At 42.9% G+C, this 19,862-nt stretch carries 5 protein-coding genes; all 5 read right to left on the reverse strand.

Going from position 1 to position 19,862, the window contains the following annotated elements:
- Positions 1-1,664: condensation domain-containing protein (locus RMZ43_RS29290; RefSeq protein ID WP_428850939.1), on the reverse strand; the 1,664-nt coding region annotated here is incomplete at its 3' end.
- Complete coding sequence (locus RMZ43_RS29295; protein WP_322652749.1) at positions 1,661-6,247, reverse strand: non-ribosomal peptide synthetase; 4,587 nt, start codon at positions 6,245-6,247, stop codon at positions 1,661-1,663. The genes RMZ43_RS29290 and RMZ43_RS29295, both read right to left, overlap by 4 nt.
- Complete coding sequence (locus RMZ43_RS29300) at positions 6,244-10,296, reverse strand: beta-ketoacyl synthase N-terminal-like domain-containing protein (protein WP_322652750.1); 4,053 nt, start codon at positions 10,294-10,296, stop codon at positions 6,244-6,246. The genes RMZ43_RS29295 and RMZ43_RS29300 overlap by 4 nt, the downstream gene beginning before the upstream one ends.
- 1 nt (position 10,297) lies before the next feature.
- Positions 10,298-15,022 (reverse strand): type I polyketide synthase, encoded by a 4,725-nt coding sequence (locus tag RMZ43_RS29305; protein WP_322652751.1) that lies wholly within the window; start codon positions 15,020-15,022, stop codon positions 10,298-10,300.
- Between the two features lie 92 nt (positions 15,023-15,114).
- Positions 15,115-19,572, reverse strand: coding sequence for an acyltransferase domain-containing protein (locus tag RMZ43_RS29310; protein WP_322652752.1), 4,458 nt, complete (start codon positions 19,570-19,572; stop codon positions 15,115-15,117).
- Between the last annotated feature and the right edge of the window lie 290 nt (positions 19,573-19,862).

A 19,862-nucleotide genomic window follows, 5' to 3' on the forward strand; every position in this document is an offset into this window, starting at 1 on the left:
GGTGTACGCTCTACTTGCGCTTCAAATAACTCATGTAGGCAACTGTTTGGGTATTCTACTTTTGTGTTGTTCCATTCCACTAATAACTGATGCCGTTCAGCTACACTTAGTAGAGGTAATTCGCTAAGACGTTGCTCTTGATTTGTCGCGATCGCCAAAAGCAAATTCTCAAAATATGCTGCCATTCTACTAATAGTAGCGGCATCAAATAAATCAGTATTATATTCAAATTTTGCTAACAACTCTTGCTCAGTTTCCCTTATTGATAAGGTTAAATCAAACTTAGCTGTTGCCGTTGGCATTTCTAAAAATTTAAGGGTCAATCCTGGGATTTTAACTTCTTCTGTTAATACGTTTTCTAGCACAAACATGGCTTGGAATAGCGGAGTATAAGCTAAATCACGCTTTGGCTGTAATTGTGCTACCAAAAGTTCAAAAGGCAAATCTTGATGATTAAATGCTTCCCAAGCGACATCCCGCACCCGCCCTAACAACTCTCGAAAAGACGGATTATCCGACAAGTCGGTACGCATCACAAGAGTATTGAGAAAATAACCAATAAGTGATTCCAAATCGCGGTTATGACGATTGGCAATGGTAGTACCAACACAAATATCTTCTTGGTCAGTATAGCGATAAAGAAGCGTTTTAAAAGCTGCTAGCATGGTCATGAAGAAAGTGGCTTTTTCCTGCTGACTGAGCTTTTTCAACTTTTGGGTAATATCTGCCCCAATTTTGATGGTAGTAGTGGCTCCTCGAAAAGTTTGAACAGCTGGGCGTGGGCGATCGCTTGGTAATTGTAAGATGGGGAGATTACCAGCTAGTTTTTGCTGCCAATAGTTCAGTTGTGTTTGAAAATCTGACTTTTGCAACTTTTGTTGCTGCCAATTAGCGAAGTCAGCATACTGAATAGGTAACTCTGGTAAAGGTAAAGGCTTACCTTGAGAGAAGGCTTCGTAGAGTGTGCTTAGTTCTCGCATAATAATCGCACTCGACCAAGCATCTGCGATCGCGTGATGGATCGTAAATATCAGCAAGTAATCTTCTAAAGCGAATTTCAGCAGTGTGGTTCGCAGTAATATTCCCTGTGCTAAGTTGAAAGACTGCTGAGATTCGGCTACAGATAACTGCCGGGCTTCTTGCCATTGCTCGGTTTTAGATAAATGCTGCCAATCTACTATCGATAGTTGCAAATTCAATTGAGGAGCGACAGCACAGAAGGCTTGTCCATCTACACTCTTAAATGTAGTGCGGAGAATTTCATGACGCTGTACGATTTCGTTAAGAGCTTGCTCCAAAACAGTTACATTCAACAATCCTGTGATTTGGATAGCAAATATCTGATTGTAAGCCGCGCTACCGCCTTCCAATTGATCGATAAACCACAGTCCTTGTTGCCCGAAGGACAAGGGTAGGTTTGCGTCCCGTGGAACTGGTTGAATCGCTTCAACAGTTGAACTAGCAGCAGAATTAACTTGTTTGAGAAATTGGATGATTTCAGCTTTGCGTTCGGCTATTTGTGCTTGCAGAACCGGTGTCAGTACTTCTTGAGGGGCATTACACCGCAAACGAACCTCTTCCAGAGGCGCTCCGCTAACGCCATCTAACCAAAGCCTGATGTCTAGATTACTAATATAGGATAAAAACTCTTGAATAGATTTCATAACTCAATTTCCACGCGATTAGTTAATGCTTTGTCGATGGGAGCTTGGAGTTTTTGAGCTGTGATATTAATCTCGTCAATGGACTTCGCCAAGCTAGCTAGAGTTGGAGTTTGCAGCAAACTTTGCATGGGTATATTGATCTGGAATTTTTCATTTACCCGCGAGACAACTTGAGTAACTTGTAGAGAATCTCCCCCAAGTTCAAAAAAATTATCGTTAATACCCACTTTCTCTATTCGCAAAACTTCTTGCCAAATACCAGCAACGATTTTTTCTGTTTCTGTTTGTGGCATGACATAAGCTGCTTTCACTAGCGATCGCAAACCTTGTAACCCAGGTAAAGCACGACGATCTATTTTGCCATTTGCTGTCAGTGGCAAAGTATCCAAAAGGACAAATTCAGCAGGCAGCATATACTCAGGCAGCTTTGCCTGAAGAAAATCACGTAACTTTTTAGGTTTAAAACTTTGCACAGTTGATGGTGCTTGAGCAACAAAAACATCAAACCCAATTAAATCAGCAATAGAACCAGACTGGTTCATAAAAACGCTGTCTGTAAATTCCAAAGCAGCTAAGATTTTCTGCCATTGTTCTTTTGACAGCACTGGATGTTCTGAGCGGAGTTCTCGATCATCAAAGCGTTCAAACCCTTGCTGTAGTCCCATATTCAAATCAAATGAGGGATGAAATTGGGTTTTTTCAATTGCCAAAAGTAAACCATTGGGAGCTAACAATGAGCGAATATTTTTCAGTGTTTGCTCTATATATTGAGTGTTATGGATAACAGTTGCCGCAATAACTAAATCGAAGGAATGTGCTTCAAAACCATGCTCGACAGGATTTTTTTCCAGGTCTAAAATGTCATAACTCACAAAAGGATAGTTGGCAAATTTTTCTTGAGCTTGCTGGAGAAAGAACTGCGAAATATCGGTAAAAACGTAGGTAGTTTCTGATGGTAATAGGGGTAGTAAATGTTCTGTAGTCGAACCATAACCACCTCCAACTTCCAAAATTCGTAGTTGGTTTCCTGGCTCTAGGTTTTGTAACATTGTAGCAATCATTTCGCTTGCGATCGCATTGCAATCAGCGAACATGATTTTGTATATCTCGCGAGTTTTTTCGGAGACATAAATTTCTGCCGAATGGATTTTTTCGGTAATAATATCTGCTAAGTCCTCAAAAGGAGCATCAGGTATTAAATCCATCCAGGTTTTAGTAAACCCATGATTTATCTGAATTTCTTTTGACAGTTTTTGAAACACCGCAATTGGTAATTCCACAACACTGGTAAAAACTTTTCCCTGCTGCTGCAACCAACCTTCTTTAACCAATATTTGCAAAGCCCGATTTAACCATTTTTGATAGCGAGGAGCAATTTGACATTGAGACATTAAATCATCTACGTCATACCTCTCTCCTGGTGAGTTATAAACACCAAGCTTTCTCAACGCCCGACACACTGAAATAGTGTATAGATAATTTTGGTATTCCCATATTGCAGCGAAAGTGGGAACATCTGCTTCCCAAAAACTATTTTCAGCTTGTTGCAGTCCTGCTTGTACCAGAGATTGCCAAATTAGCTGAGATTTCTCAGCGTTTGCACTTTCCGTTTCCAAGCAACTTAATGCTTGATCTTGCTTGGGAACCACATAAGCTACCAGATGTTGATTTTGCTCTGACTCCCCGACAGCAGTGACTATTGCATCTTTAATATCTGGGTGCTGTTTTAAAGCCGCTTCAATTTCTCCTGTTTCAATACGATATCCCCGGAGTTTGATTTGGAAATCCACGCGCCCCAAAAATTCAATGTTGCCATCAGGTAAATAACGACCGAGGTCGCCTGTACGGTAAATACGTTCTTTTGTGCGGGGATGGGTGAGGAAGTTCACAGCAGTTTTTTCTTCATCCTGCCAATAACCCTTAGCAACTTGGACTCCAGCGCAGTACATTTGACCGGGAACCCAAACAGGGCAATCTTCTAAAGCTTCATTCAAAATGTAGTATTTGGCATTTGCCATCGGTTTCCCATAAGGAATACTTTTCCAATCTGGGTTAACCTCTGTAATCAAATAACCAATATTCCAAATAGTTGTTTCTGTCGGGCCACCAATACTGAGTATTTGTACTTTTGGTATTAAAGTTTGCAGACGGGTAGGCAGGGAAACCGGAAGCCAATCACCGCCTAGAATTGCCAAACGCAAGCTTGTTGATAATGTCACAGATTGATTCTCTGCATATTCCACCAACATCTTCATCATTGCGGGTACTGAGTTCCACAGTGTCACTTTTTCCCGCACCATCAACTCAGCCCAGTGAGCCGGATCTTTGGCTGCACAAGTATCGGGCATCACAATTGCACCGCCAGCACTTAAAAGACCAAATATGTCATAAACAGACAAATCGTGATTCAAAGCCGTTAAAGCTAGGATGCGGTCTTGAGAATTAATATTAAACCGTTGGTTTGTGTGGGCAAGTACGTTAACGACATTGCGATGAGTAATCATTACTCCTTTGGGCAAGCCAGTGGAACCAGAGGTGTAAATTACATAAGCTAAATCGTCAGGCGTTTGCATTGGTGGCAGTGGTTGGCTGTTCTCGTTGGCGAATGTTTCTGTATCTATGCACAAAAGCTGTATTCCCAACGACCATGCCAATTTTTTATCCAAACAAGATTGAGTCAGAACGATTTTGGCCTGGCTATTTTCTAGAAGATATTCTCTGCGCTGTTGTGGCAATCCGGGATCGATGGGAACATAAGCCGCACCAGCAGCCAAAATTCCCATGACAGCCACAATTTGTTCCCATCCTTTCTGCATAACCACAGCTACCAGTTGGTTAGGCACAACCCCTAGTTGCCGCAGTCGATGACCGACTTGATTGGCAAGTGTGTATAGCTCTTGGTAAGTTAGGGTACGCTCGGATGAAATAACGGCGGGTTCCCCTCCTTGCTTTTGAACTTGCGCCGCAAACAAAGTATGCAGCAGTTTGTCGGGTGTTGGTGCGGTAGTTGCATTAATCACTTCCCGTTGTGCCAATTGAGCAGGAGGAATTAGTTTTCGATTCGTCTGAGTCCAAGCTAATTCAGAAGTTGCTAGTTGTTTGAGGAAACGACAATAAGCCTCAAACATATCGATAATCAATCCTTCTGGGAAAAGTTCTTCGACCACATCCCAGTTGAAGGTCAATGCTCCCTGATCTTCCCAAACTTGAATATCCATCCAAGCTTGGGAAGCTTGACTGATACCATAGACCAATTCCCCAAAATGACTAAAGGTCAACGTTTCTTGTCCAAGAGAGCTAAAACCCAGAGTGCTAGTGAATACAACTGGCATGGCACTGGGAGCTTTACCCCGTCTGCGAGCCAATTCCCGCGTTACACGCACTCCACTGATATAGCGATGTTCTAAATCTTGCCAGAGTTGTTGTTGTAGCCGACGAGAGCGATCGCTAAATGGCTCTGGAGTAGAATTGTCAACAGCTAATAAGGTTACGGAGGTAAAGTCTCCTAGAATGTCGTTGACCTGGGGATGCAATGGCAGACGATTAAATAAGGCAAGATTAATCGTAAATCGCGGATTCCCCCAAATAGTCAAGATTTCGGCAAATGCAGCTAGCAAAACTCCAGAGGGAGTTAAACCAGCATGAGCAGCTCGTTGCTTTAATTGTTGCCAATCAGCTGGCTCTAATCGTCCTTGATAACGCTGATTTTGGTGTTGTTTGATTTCTTTGGGATTTTTTGCTAGTGGTAAGTCAGGGGCTGGGGGTAAGTCATCTAAACGATTGAACCAATACTCTTGCGATCGCTTGTATAATTCTGTATCTTGCAGTTTTTGCTCTGCTAAAACATAATCCCGAAATGAAAGTTCTAAAAATGGCAATGCCACATCAGGATTTTGGTAAATTTGATACCATTCGTCAAAAAAACGAAACATACTCCAGGCATCAAATATCTGCAAATCGTAGCTGAAATGCAGACGGATGCGTTGCCCATTTAAACGTGTGGCTCGCAACTCAAACACTGGCCATTGGTCAGCCGACAGCACTTGATGAGACATCCGCTCACGAATATTCGCGATCGCCGAGGCGACAACTGCATCGTCTTGTCCTCTCAAATCTAAAACTTCAATTTCGTAAAAAGGGACTTGTTCAAGAATCACTTGCTGACCGCTGGGTAAGACTATAGCCCGCAACATATCGTGACGCTCAATCAATGCTTGCAAGGCTTGATTCAACCGTTTTAGGTTTAAATCAATACATTCAATTTCGTAATAACCATGATTGGCAACATTGCCAAGCTCTAAGATACCACTACGGCCTACCCAAAAGGCGTGCTGCATATCGGTGAGAGGAAAAGGTTCGTGCCGTTGTGCTAAACATGGCACAACCACTGGCAAATCAGTATTATTAGCTACTATATTATTCTGACGCAATAACAATAGAAGTTCAGCTTTAGACTCAGCTAGTGAGTTACGTAGTTCTGGTGTCAGTGCTTGCTGAGGAGCGCGAATGCGTAGTTGGTCGCCCTCAGCCCACAAATTCACCCCTCGCTCAGAGAGTTCAGATAAAAGTTTATATAAGCTCATAGTGAAATTTCCTCCATATTTGCACTGCTATCAGTGGATGAGGGGTTTGATAGGATGAGGTTGGCTAGTGTGATTTGCTCAAGTAATAATTCGGCTAGATGAGCGATGGTGTTTTCGCCAAAGAATTTCTCCATTGGCACTCGCACCTGGAGATCGGCCTCAATTCGCCTTTTAAGTTCAAAAATCATTAGAGAATCAACCAGTGAAGCGAGTGGCTGTTGCGGGTTGAGTTTAGCTAATGGCAGTTGTAGTGAACTGGCCAGCCCTTCTAAAAGATATATCTCTAGCATCTGCTGACGTTTCCCTAGTTCAACAGCCAGGAGTTTTTCTCTAGACAGACTGTTTTTTTTAATTTGCTGGGTGGCGGTTGGATTGAAGCTGGTTTTTTTACCTGCTTCAGTAGCACGTTGGATAATTTCATGACTTACACGCTTTAGTTGTGTATTGACAACTTCTGCTACTAGCTGTCCAGTTTCATCAAATAGGTGGATGTCTGCGGAAACTGTTTCCTGGTAATTTTCTTGCCCGTCACCAAGTCGAACAATAGCTTCACACCACAATCGGTTTCCCGAATAACCATAAAATTGCAAGTTCTCACAACCTGAAAGTAGGTAATTATCAGGTTGGTTAGTCAGATAAGGGATAGCAATTTGGAATAAAGCATCCATACTTGCCAACGGCAGATGATATCGGTTATCAAATAGCTCTGCTGTTTGGGGAAGTTGTATTTCCCCTAGCGCCCGTCCATTACCTACCCAAATTCGCTCTAAGGCTTGGCAACTTGTCCCTAAAAATATTCCCCGCTCTGCCATAATCTGGTAGAACTCAGTTCTGGAAATTTCCTTGTCGTATTGTGCCTGAACTTTTTCTAAAGAAATGCATTTTCGACTAGAGGCGGCTATTTTTGTTTTAGCGATCACAACTTTTCCGGCAGCGTGGAGCGTCCAAGCTGTCTGTTCATTTGTAAGACTAAAAATTTGGAAAGAAAGTTTGCCAGAATCTTCAGATAAAATCAACTGCACGGTACGAGCTACTTTTTCAGGTAACAGTAGAGCCTGAAAAATAAATATATCTTCCAAAACACAAGGTTTCGTACCAAAGGCTTCCACTACCCCAGCAAAAACCATCTCCAAATAAATTACAAAATTAACCAGTGGTATCCCATAGGCTTGATGATCGCGCACAAGCGGCAGTGAATCAATGCTGAATAGAGACTCAAACTGAATTTGCTGGAGTGGAGATTGCAGGCGTTTGCCCAAAAAAGGATGAGCTATTTCTGGTAAAGATGGGAGCGATTCTTGAGGCTGTAGCTTAACAGCTTTAGTCCAGTATCGTTGTCGCTCAAAAGGATAGGTAGGAAGCGACAGCCGATAACGTCGATAGTCGCAATCAAATCCAACCCAATCAACCTCTTGACCTTGGGCGTACAACGTGCATAAGCTTTGCAACAACACTTGCCAGTCTTGTTGTCCTTTCCTTAAAGAAGGCAACCAAATGCCGACACCTTGAGGTAAACACTGCTTACCCATACCAATTAAGGTGGTGTTTGGCCCAATCTCTACAAATATTTCACAGTCTTGTTCGTGTAGAGTCTGCATATTTGCAGCAAACCTGACAGTTTGCCGAATATGACAACACCAGTAATCAGCACTAGCAACAATTTCTCCCTCAGCTAGTTGCCCGGTGACATTGGAAACTAAACTAATCTTGGGGTGTGAGTATGTAACCTCAGCTGCTATCCGTTCAAAATCATCCAGCATCGGCTCCATTAAAGAAGAGTGAAAAGCGTGAGATACCTTTAACTGCCGAGTCTCAACTCCTGAAGCTTCCAGTTTAGATACTAAAGATCGGACATCTGCACTCTCCCCGGAAATTACCACATTCCCAGGAGTGTTAACCGCAGCAATGGCAATTTGTTGGCCGGATTCTACTGCGGCTAACACTTGCGCTTCACTGCCAAACACAGCCACCATCTCACCCCCGGACGGCAAAGCTTGCATTAACCGTCCCCGCTCGGCAATCAGTTTTAGCCCATCTTCTAAACTAAATACTCCTGCAATACAAGCAGCAACATACTCTCCTACACTGTGACCCATGACGATTGTCGGCTGTATTCCCCAAGATTGCCACAACTGAGCTAGGGCATACTCCACAGCAAACAATGCAGGTTGGGTGTAAGCTGTCTGGTCTAATTTGGCATTTGCAGTTTCAGTAGGATAAAGAACATCCAGTAATGATGTTTCTAAGTAGGGACGTAGAATTTGATCGCACTTGTCTATACAAGCGCAGAATGTCGGTTGAGTCTGGTACAGTTCCCGCCCCATGTTGATGTACTGGGAACCTTGTCCTGTAAAGAGAAATGCGATTTTTCTGTTATGTGGATGAACGCTTTTTACTGAGTACTCATCAACACCTGAGGCTTCTAACTGTTGCTGTAAAGACGATAGCGAATCAGCTACTATGGCTAAACGATGTTCAAAATGCGATCGCCCTGTATTGGCTGTAAAACAGATATCTGCTAGTGACTCTGTGGGGTTGGCTGTTAAGTAATTTGTGATGCGAGTTGTGAGTTCTTTTAATCCTGTCTCGCTTTTAGCTGATAGTGCTAATAGATGGATCGGGCGTTTAACTAGCGATCGCTCCAATTCTCTGACTGGTGCTTCCTCAACTATGACATGGGCATTAGTTCCACTCATACCAAAGGCACTCACCCCAGCTAGGCGACGTTGTCCTGCTGCTACAGACCAGGGAGTTTGTTCGGTAGGAATTTTTAGACAAGTCCCTGTCAAAGAAATATGAGGATTCAGCTGTTTGAAATGTAGGTGTGCTGGAATTTTTTGGTGCTGCATTGCCAACACTACTTTAATTAGACCAGCTATCCCGGCTGCTGGTTCTAGATGACCGATATTCGTCTTTGCTGAACCAATCATTAGAGGTTGTGCTGCTGTACGTTCTTTAGCAAACACGGCTTTTAATGTTTGAATTTCAATCGGGTCCCCCAAAGCTGTGCCTGTACCGTGAACTTCTACATAACTAATTTCAGTCGGCTCTATTTTGGCGTTTTTGAGAGCAGCACGAATCACTTTCTGTTGGGAGAGACTATTGGGAACCGTCAGTCCACTGCTACACCCATCATGGTTAATGGCGGTTCCTGGAATTAGGGCAAGGATGCGATCGCCGTCTGCGACTGCGTCACTAAGGCGTTTGAGAACTATCATCCCACATCCTTCTCCTCGTCCATAACCGTCGGCGGCAGCATCAAAAGTCTTGCAACGTCCATCGGCAGCTAAAGCTTTGACTTTAGACATGGCAATAGTCGTGATGGGTGACAGCATTAAGTTGACTCCACCAGCCAAGGCTAAATTACACTCTCCAGTACGCAAACTCTGGCAAGCTAGATGAACTGTGACTAAAGACGACGAACAAGATGTATCTACAGTTAATGTCGGCCCGTGCAGTCCTAAAATATAAGCTAAACGACCTGCCCCAACACCAAAGTTAATGCTACCTGTGGCTGTGTAAACATCAATGTTGCTCGGTGCAGAGAAAGCTTCTAGTTGGACATAGTCGTTATTACACATCCCAACAAATACCCCAGTTAAGCTACCGTTGAGCTTTTCTGGTGCTTGAGCTGCGTTTTCTAAAGCTTCCCAACCTACCTCCAGTAATAGCCGTTGCTGTGGATCTAAGCTGATTGCTTCTCTAGGAGAGATACCGAAAAACTCAGCATCGAACTCTTCTACACCATCCAAAAAGCCACCCCGTCGCACATACATCTTGCCCGGAGTTTCTGGATTGGGGTCGTAGAAAGCATCTGTATCCCACCTTGAGGCAGGCACTTCTGTTGTGGCATCTACACCATCACGCAATACCTGCCAAAAAGATTCTATATCTTTGGCACCAGGGAATCGGCAACCCATACCAACGATCGCGATCGGCTCACTCTGTGATTTCTCAATGGCATCAAGTTTAGAGCGCATTTCTTTGAGAGCTAAAGCCGCACGTTGTAATGGAGATAGTTGATTAATGCTTTCTGAAGTGCTGCTCACGTTAATTTCCTATACCTAATGTTTCTAACTCTTTATCAACTAATGCTGCTAATTCTTCTTCAGATAATTCTTGGATTTGTGCCAAGATTTTTGCCTGTTCTTCGGTGTTTTGATCAGATTGTTTCTGAGAATCGGGAAGTGATTCAACCAAAATAATCTCTTTCAGTAAATATTCGCTTAAAGACTCAATATTTGGGTATTCAAAAGTTAAAGTTGAATCTAGATTATGCCCTAAACTCTTTTGCAGAATATTCTTTAAATCAACAGCCATTAAAGAATCCATGCCCATCTCAAAAAAGCCAACATGGGGCTTAATTAACTCGGCATCAAGTCTCAAAACAGCAGCGACTTTATTTTGAATATAAGAAATTAAAGCATTTTTCTGTTGATTTGGAGGAGTCTTTTTTAACCTTTGTAAAATTTCCAACTGTTGATATTGCGTTGTTAATGGAGTTTCGCTAGCTATCTCAGACAGAAATGAAGATGCAAAATTACTAGGAAATAGTTTGAAGTATTTCGACCAATCTACCGCCAGTACGCCAATTTGAGGAAGTTTTTGTTTAAGTAGTTGTCCTAGAACTTGCAAACCTTGCTTTATGGCAATAAAACTTACACCTGCATCTGTCCATCGCTGTTGGTCGCGGCTAGCCATCGTTGCTGCCATTCCGACTTCATCCCAGGAACTCCAGTTGATGCTTAAGGCTGGTAATCCTTGTAATTGCCGATAGTGAGCCAGAGTATCTAAAAAGGCGTTAGCTGCGGCATAAGAACCTTGACCTAGTGAACCGTGTAAGGAAGCCGCCGACGAAAAATTAATCAAAAAGTCTAAAGGCATATCTTGGGTTTGAGTATGTAGGTTCCACGCTCCTGCTACCTTTGGAGCCATGACTTTCACAAAGCGGTTCCAATCTTGTTTGAGCAGTACGCCATCGTCAAGAACCCCTGCCATATGAATAATGCCTGCTAGAGAGGGGAATTTGCTAATGTCTGCAAAAACTCTTTCTACCTCAACCTTTTGAGAGATATCTGCTTGAGCTACTAGGACTTGAACTCCCTGGTTTTGGAGTGAGAGCAACTGCGTTTGAATATTGGCACAAACAGCACTACGTCCTACTAGTACCAAGTAACGAACACCTTGGTCTACTAGCCACTGAGCTACTTTCAATCCTAAGCCGCCCAGACCACCGGTAATTAAGTAAGTGCGATCGTTTTGAATCCTGAAAGACTGTGTTACTTTCTCGCCTTGGCTGGGGACTAGACGAGCTACAAATCGGTGTGTATCGCGGAGTGCTACCTGCATCTCAACCTCTGGATTCCTCAGCTCCTCGAATAGCATTTGGGCTGCTCCTTCTAAGGAAGCACTATTTCCTAAATCTACTAGCCCTGCGAACATTTCAGGGTGTTCTAAGGCTATAACCCGGCCGAGTCCCCAAATTGGTGCTTGCGCTACTGCTAATGAGTCTACCTCTATGGGTTGAGTATTTTGAGTTACTAACCATAGACGAGGCAACTGGGGAAACTTTACTGAGCAAAGAGCTTGTACTAAATGAAGAATGCTGCCACAGTTGCGGTCTTGGTCTGTCTCTAAGGAATCTATTGTCGTTACTTCGGTGGCTGTACTATCTAGGCTCCATAGATGCACTACTCCCCGGCAGGATGGGCGATTATCGCTTGCTAATACTTCCTGCAACAAGCTTTGGAAATCTTCCAGCTGTCTTGGGTCGATCTGCTTGTGTCCTGGCTGGGAAGTTTTATCGGCTTCGCTAGCAAATACAATGAAACAGGTTTCGCCTTGCTTCTCAAACAAAGATGCTAGAGCTAAACCTACACCACCCCGATCGGCGAAAATTAACCAACTACCGGGTTGTTCTGGTTGCATTCTCTGCCATCCTGCTGCCATGCGAGTTTTTGGCTGCCATTGCACTTCGTAAAACCAATCTTTATCAGGAGCAAGTGTCGCTGTCTGTGCCGATTTAACCGATTCAATCCAATAGTGCGATCGCTGGAATGGATAGGTTGGTAATTGTAGGCGGTGGCGCGGATAGTTTTTGTCAAATCTGCTCCAATCCAGTTCAACACCACGCAAATACAAATTTTTTACACTACTGAGTAAAGTCTGCCAATTAGAATGTTTTTTGCGTAATGAAGGTAGCCAAACCTGGTTATTCTCTGGTAAACACTGACGACCCATCCCCAGTAGTACGGGACTTGGACCAATTTCGATAAATATTTCATAGCCTTGCTCGTGCAGAGTCTGCATACTGGCTGAAAACCTTACCGTATCTCGAATGTGCCGACTCCAATATCCAGGTTTAGCAATCTCTTTTCCTGTTGTCAACTTGCCAGTGACGTTGGAAATCAGCGCAATCTTGGGAGATGAATATTTAACTTGAGCTGCAATTTGCTCAAAAGTATTTAGGATCGGTTCCATCAAAGGAGAGTGAAAAGCGTGCGACACTTTTAACTGTCGGGTTTCGATTCCTTTTGCTTCTAGTTTAGCTAGTACTGCTTGGACTGCCTCACACCTACCCGAAATTACAATGCTCTCCGGGCCATTAATCGCAGCGATGGAGATTTGTTCAGCATAAGGAGCTACGGCTGTTGTTACTTGCTTCAAGTCGGAAAATACCACTGCCATCTCACCCCCGGACGGCAAAGCTTGCATTAACCGTCCCCGCTCGGCAATCAGTTTCAACCCATCTTCTAAACTAAATACTCCGGCAATACAAGCAGCAACATACTCTCCTACACTATGACCCATGACGATTGTCGGCCGTATTCCCCAAGATTGCCACAACCCAGCTAGGGCATACTCCACCGCAAACAAGGCTGGTTGGGTGTAAGCTGTCTGGTCTAATTTGGCATTTGCCGTTTCACTAGGATAAAGAACATCCAGTAATGATGTTTCTAAGTAGGGACGTAGAATTTCTTCGCACTGATCTATGCAAGCGCGGAATGTCGGTTGAGTCTGGTACAGTTCCCGTGCCATGTTGATGTACTGGGAACCTTGTCCTGTAAAGAGAAATGCGATTTTTCTGTTGTGTGGATGAGCGCTTTTTACTGAGTACTCATCAACATCTGAGGTTTCTAACTGTTGGTGTAAAGACGATAGCGAATCAGCTACTATGGCTAAACGATGTTCAAAATGCGATCGCCCTGTATTGGCTGTAAAACAGATATCTGCTAGGGATTCTGTGGGGTTGGCTGTTAAGTAATCGCAGTAGCGTTGAGCCAATTCCTGCAAAGCAATTTCATTCTTGGCAGATAAAGTGAGAATATGCTGCGGACGCTCAAACGTTTCAGTCGCCCTACGATGCTGACTCCCCAGTTCTCCTGCTTCCTCTAAGACTATATGGGCGTTGGTGCCACTCATCCCAAAGGAACTGACTCCCGCAATGCGGCGTTGACTATCTATTGAAGGCCAAGGGGTTAGATCGGTGGGAATTGCAACGGGAAGTTCTTCCCAGGCGATCGCAGGATTTAGCTTTTTCAAATGCAGATGCGGCGGGATTTCCCTATGTTGCATTGCTAGTACGACTTTGATTAGACCAGCTATCCCGGCTGCTGCTTCTAAATGACCAATGTTAGGCTTTACAGAACCTAAGACTAGGGGCTGATTTGGCGATCGCCCTTTGCCTAATACGCTTGCTAAAGCTTCAACTTCTATGGGATCTCCCAATGCTGTCCCTGTGCCGTGGACTTCTACATAACTGATTTGTGCAGGTTCTACCCGACCATTAGCAAGGGCAGTGTTAATTAGGGCTTGCTGGGCTAATCCATTGGGAACTGTCAGTCCACTACTACGACCATCATGGTTAATTGCCGTGCCTCGAATCACAGCTAGGATGTTGTCATTATCCGCTATGGCATCCGTAAGACGTTTAAGGACTACTATCCCGCAACCCTCTCCCCGTCCATAACCGTTGGCTTCGGCATCAAAAGTTTTACAGTAACCATCAGGGGACAAAGCCTGCATTCTACAGAGAACAATGTTTAAATTCTCTGATAACATCAAATTCACCCCGCCAGCTAAGGCAAGGCGGCATTCTCCGTTACGCAAGCTTTGACAAGCTAGGTGGACTGCTACTAAAGATGACGAACAGGCTGTATCTACGGCTAAGGTAGGCCCTTGTAAACCTAGAAAGTAAGATAAGCGACCTGCTGCGACGCTGGCAGTGTTGCCTGTAAAAGTATAAGCATTTAAGTTAGCAGCATCGCCAGACATCAGCTGAAGTTGTTTGTAGTCATCGCTATTTATCCCTACAAACACGCCACTACTGCTGTTGTGCAGTTTGTCTGGTGCTTGAGATGCATTCTCCAGAGCTTCCCAACTCACCTCCAGTAACAGCCGTTGCTGAGGATCTAAACTGACAACTTCACGAGGAGCAATTCCAAAAAAGGCAGCATCAAACTCATCTACCCGTTCCAAAAATCCCCCTCGACGGGTATAAATCTTACCAGCACTTGCAGGGTTTGAATCGTAATGGATATTTAAATCCCACCTATTTGATGGTACTTCTTTAATAGCATCTACTCCATCTTTGCATAGTTGCCAGAAAGATTCTAAATCGGCTCCTCCCGGAAATCGGCACGCCATACCAACAATCGCTATTGGCTCATTTTGTCTTCGCTCCATAGCCTCAAGCTTAGATTGCATTTCTTCTAATTTGAGAAATGCTTGTTTCAGTGGAGATAAATGTGAGAAGCGTTCTGAAATCTGATCCATCTCAAGTTTGCTACTAATTATTAATACATATCAGACTATTTTGCACTTATAGAAATTATATAAATGTCTTGATTTATGGAAATTTATCTTTTTTAAAAAGATTGCAATTTTTTGAGCAATAATGCTTCTATTTCTGCTTCTGAAAAATCTTCTATCATAGTAGCAGTTGTCTCCAAATAATTTTCATTTTGTCCTAATAAATCATTAGATTTTCCGGAAACAAAAAGTATTTCCTTGGCAAAATATCCTGCTAGAGCCTCAATGGTTGGATAATTAAAAGTCACAGTTGCAGAAACAAAATATCCAAGAGTAGTTTTTAATCTATCTCTTAATTGCACAACCATTAAAGAATCCATACCCATTGCAAAAAAGCCAATTTTTATATCTGGTAATTGTCCAGAACGCAAACCCAAAATTTTTGCGGCTTCTGTTTGAATATGGGTAATTAAAAAATCCAAGCGATCGCTCTCTGGAATTAGTTGTAACTGTGGTAATTTGGAGGCTTGTTGCTTTTGGAAAAAAGATTCTTGCTCCTTAGGAACAATTTTTTGTGGTGTGGACAGAGGATTGCTTTCCTCAAACCAATATCGTTGTTCTTGCCAAGGGTATGAGGGTGGACGAATAAACCTTCCTGGAGTTGGATAGAGTTGGAGCCAATTAACTGGATGTCCTAATGTATAAAGTTGTCCAAGAGATTTCAGCATCACTGTACGATCGCTTTGGTTAAAGTGCAGAGAGGGAAGTGTAATCACTTGCTTCTCTGGGACGCACTGACTAATTGATTGAGAAAGAACTGGATGAGGTGCAATCTCAACAAAGATGTCATAACCTTTGTTGGCGATCGCGCTGATTGCTTGTGCAAAGCACACTGGTTCTTTGATGTTTTCAATCCAGTAGTTAGCATTAAAGTCGCCAACTTTATAAGCACTTCCTGTCACTGTTGAGAAAATAGGAATTGACGGCTCTTGTGGTTTAATTCTTTGGACAAGAGAGGTTAATTGCTCCTGAAAAACTATTTTTCCCCGACTTGTTGTTTGTTGCATCAATTGGCTGTGGTAAAAAACTATCTGCACAGCATCTGCAAGAGTTAGGATATCGGCTACATAAGCCGCCGCTACTTCTCCCAAACTGTGGCCTACAACTGCTTTGGGAATAATTCCCCAAGAATTCCATAAGGCAGCTAAAGCAACTTGAATGGTAAAAATTGCTGGTTGTGCGTATGCTGTTTCCCCTAAACGAGACTCATCTTCTGGTTTTTGTATCTCCTCCAAGACAGACCAATTGAGATAACGCCGGAACTCGCGATCGCACTCTTGGCAGACAGCTTGGAACACACTTTCACCAAGCAATTCCTGTCCCATAGTCGGCCATTGAGAACCTTGAGCGGAAAACACAAAAACTACACATGTATCTTGTCGCCGACGATTCTCCCAAATAAAGTCGCGAGTGCCATCTAAATTGTCTTGTGCAAACAAATTCAGGTATTGTTTTAACTCCTCAATGGATGCGATCACTACAGCTAATCTGTGGTTAAGATGACTCCATCGGCGGCTGGCACTGTAACAAAGGTCATTAAGAGATATCTGATGTTCAGTTAATTGAATATATAGCTTTTTACTTAAATCTTTAAGTGCTACGGGATTTTGAGCTGAGAGTGGAAAAATCTGAACTTGAGGCTGACTCGTGAGTAAAGAGTTCTGAGAATCTATAATCTTTGTCTCAAAATGTTGATTGTAAACATGATGCCAACGGATAGATTTTCCTAAAGTGTATAACTGACCGAGAGATTGTAAAATCACATATCGGTCTTCTTTGCCTCTGCGTAAGGACTCTAGCACTGTGCCTTCTTGATCATAATGTTGTAAGGTTTGTTGAATCGCTGGCACCAGAATCGGATGTGGACTTACCTCCAAAAAAGTGTTAAAGTCTTTTGTTAACAAATAAGCTATGGCTTGAGAAAATAATACTGGTTTTTTCAGCAAACCTGCCCAGTAAGATGCATTAAACTGATGCCCATCCAATGGAGTACCAGTCAATGTTGAAATCATCAAAGTCTCACCTGGTTGAGGTTTGATATCTTGAAGAATTTCCAACAACGGAACATCTAAAGATTCCATCTGTGGAGTATGAACGGCAATATTCGTCTTAACTAGTCGTCCAAAAATATTATCGCGTTGTAGTTGAGCTAATAATGTTTCTAATACTGCTTGGTTGCCTGAAAGGACAGTTGAAATAGGACTGTTGTCAATAGCTGGGTAAACACTGCCTTCATAAGACAAGGTGGCTGCTTTGGCTTTTTCCCAAGGAAGTCCTACAAGTGCCATTGCTCCCGAACCACTCAAAATAGCAGCATTATGGCTAAGATGATAAATAATCCGCACTGCATCAGACAAGTTGAGAATACCAGCTACATGAGCAGCTGCAACTTCTCCTATACTGTGACCAACAACAACATCAGGTTCAATACCCCAGTGTTTCCATAAAGATGCTAGAGCAACTTCAATGGCAAAGAGAATCGGCCACATCACATCAATATCATTCAGCCGAGATTTTTCCTCAAACCAGACGGTAAGTTCTTCTAGCAAAGACCAATCTACATATTGCTGCATTAAGCGATCGCACTGTTCTAGAGTCGCCCGAAATACAGGTTCACTCTCTAACAACTGCTTGCCCATCCCGAACCATTGCGATCCTTGCCCGGAAAACACGAACACAATCGGGCGATCGCGAGTTTCAGTGCCTTTGTATAATCCCGTGGAATTTTTACCTTGCAGAAAATTCTCTAAATATTCTGCGGCTCTAGTGTGGGAATCAACAACCATAACTAATTTGTGACTTCCATCAAGTTGATGAAAAGCTATGAGTTCTTTTAATGGCAATTTAGGGGTTTGTAATTTAACTTTCAATTCTTGGCAGAGAGACTGAAGTGTTTTTTCACTGTTTGCCGCTAGAGGAATTAGTAAGGGAAAACGAGAATGCCATGATGAGATGTTGAGCAATTCTTGAACTACAACATGGCAGTTAGTTCCTCCAAAACCAAAGGAACTTACTCCAGCCAAAGCTGGCTCCTCTGGATAAGGCCAGTTAGTTAAAGATGTTTGTACTTTTAGATGTAGTTCGTCAAAAGGAATTTCTGGATTGGGTTGGTGAAAATGAAGGTTGGGTGGAATTTGTCGGTATTTAATGGCTAGAACAACTTTGATCAATCCAGCTATACCTGCCGCAGCTTCGAGGTGTCCGATGTTAGTTTTGACGGAACCCAAAATTAACGGACGTTCTACAGGGCGATCGCGACTCAAAACTGCACCTAAGGCTTTAGCTTCTATTGGGTCTCCCAATTTTGTTCCAGTACCGTGGGTTTCAACATAATGTACTTGATTGGGGTTAATACCAGCTTGCTCGTATACATCTTGCAATAAACCTTCTTGAGCTTTGGGATTAGGAGCGGTCAAACCATTACTGAAACCATCATTGTTGACTGCACTACCCCTAATGACACAATAGATGGGATCGCCCGCAGCCAATGCTAAGGAAAGAGGTTTTAGGACAACTATCCCTGCGCCCTCACTTCGAACGTAACCATTGGCATTCGCATCAAAAGTTTTACAGCGGCCTTCAGCAGATAAACCCCCAAACTTGGACATGACTGAGGTACTATTAGGGTCAATCGTTAAGTTGACACCACCAGCCAATGCCAGGGTAGATTCTCCTGAACGTAGACTTTGACAAGCTAGGTGAACAGCTACTAAGGAAGATGAACAAGCTGTATTTACCGTTAAACTCGCTCCTTGGAAACCAAAAATATAAGAAATGCGATTGGCAATGATACTTAAATCTTGGCCAGTGGCTGTATGTTGGGCAATTAACCCTGCTTGTTTGATGAGATTTGCATAGTCAGCCCACATTGCTCCCACAAACACACCAGTACGACTTCTTCTGAGGGTTTCAACTGGCAGCCCGGCATCTGCTAATGCTTCCCAAGTTAGTTTCAACATCAAACGCTGTTGAGGATCGATCTGAACGACTTCTTTTGGAGAAATGCCAAAGAAATTGGCATCAAATTTGTCGATGTCGTCTAGAAAGCCACCCCAACGGTTACTGCTCGCGTCATTATTAAAAGTATCTTTGCGCCAAAGTTCAGCAGGCAACGCGCTGATAGTATCTACTTCATCTTTAAGCAATTGCCAAAAAGCAGCAGTGCTTTGAACGCGGGGAAAACGGCAGGCAATACCAATAATTGCGATTGGTTCAGTAGCTAATTTCTGAGATTTGCGCCTATTATTACTGCCAACTAACTGACGATTTGGAGTCCCAGCAAGATAACCAGCCAAAGTTTTAATATTAGGATATTCCCAGATGAGAGTAGGAGATAACTGACACCCTAACTCAGTAGCTAAGTTTTCAATCAGATTAGTTGCTCTAACTGAATCAAGTCCATAGTCGCTAAAGCTACTTTCAAGATCAATATTTTGGAAAGTAGTTTCTAGTAGAGATGCAAGCTGCGAAACTAACCAACCTTGAATGGATTTTACACTTTTCTCAAACATCATTTTGTAGCTTTAGAATCAAAAGACGCTTGAGAAATACTACTTTCAACTGCTCATCAGTGAAAATATTTCCTTCACGCTTTTGAGTTATAAATTTATTAAATTAGTAAATTCTTCAAGCTGTTGCTGAAGTTATTTTCAGTATTTGTTTTCAGCCAATGCTGACTATGCAATACCGAAAGCTAGACATAGGGATATGTTTTGCAGGAAGTGAACTACAAGTTCAGGCTCTGGAAATCGCATCATTCAATAAATCTAGTATTTTCCTCACAGTTCTATACTTGCATAACATA

The sequence above is a fragment of the Nostoc sp. CmiVER01 genome (assembly GCF_034531135.2).
GTDB lineage: Bacteria > Cyanobacteriota > Cyanobacteriia > Cyanobacteriales > Nostocaceae > Nostoc.